This window comes from Amycolatopsis sp. SID8362 (assembly GCF_010550475.1).
In the GTDB taxonomy this organism is placed as follows: Bacteria; Actinomycetota; Actinomycetes; order Mycobacteriales; family Pseudonocardiaceae; genus Amycolatopsis; species Amycolatopsis eburnea.
Genome location: NZ_JAAGNB010000563.1, coordinates 1 through 472, shown reverse-complemented (window position 1 = coordinate 472; position 472 = coordinate 1). Strand labels below are relative to the sequence as shown.

The following is a 472-nucleotide window of genomic DNA, read 5'->3' as shown; positions in this document are numbered from 1 at the left end:
GCTCGGCCGCTACCCGGACGCCGTCGCGCGCTACCGGGAGGCACTGGTGCTGGCGGGGGAGACGGGCAGTCACGCCGTCGCCGCCCTCGTGTGGGCGAACCTGAGCAACGCCCAGGACGTGCTGGGGGAGTACGAGGACGCGCTGACGTCCGCGGCCCGCGCCCGCGCGATCCGCGAGGAACTCGGCGACGACGAAGGCGCCGTCCTGGCGACGGCCCAGCTCGGCCTGGTCCTGGCCCGGCTCGGCCGGCACCCCGAAGCCCGGGCGACGGCGGAGAAAGCGGTCTGTGCGGCGGTCTCGGCCGGGTACGCCTTCGGGGAAGCCTGGAGCCGCATCGACCTGGCGGAGGTGCTGCTGGCGGCCGGTCACCCCGGCGAAGCGCACGCCGAGGCGGAACGCGCGTGCGCGATCCTGGCGCGCCTCAACCACCCGCTGCTGCTGACGATGGCGGCCACCAGCCTCGGCGCGGCC

Annotated in this window: 1 protein-coding gene; it reads left to right on the top strand. The window is 76.3% G+C overall.

Annotated elements, in window-relative coordinates:
• Positions 1 to 472, top strand: a 472-nt coding sequence (locus G3I65_RS17425) for a tetratricopeptide repeat protein (protein ID WP_160697046.1), incomplete at both ends; no start/stop codon positions are given.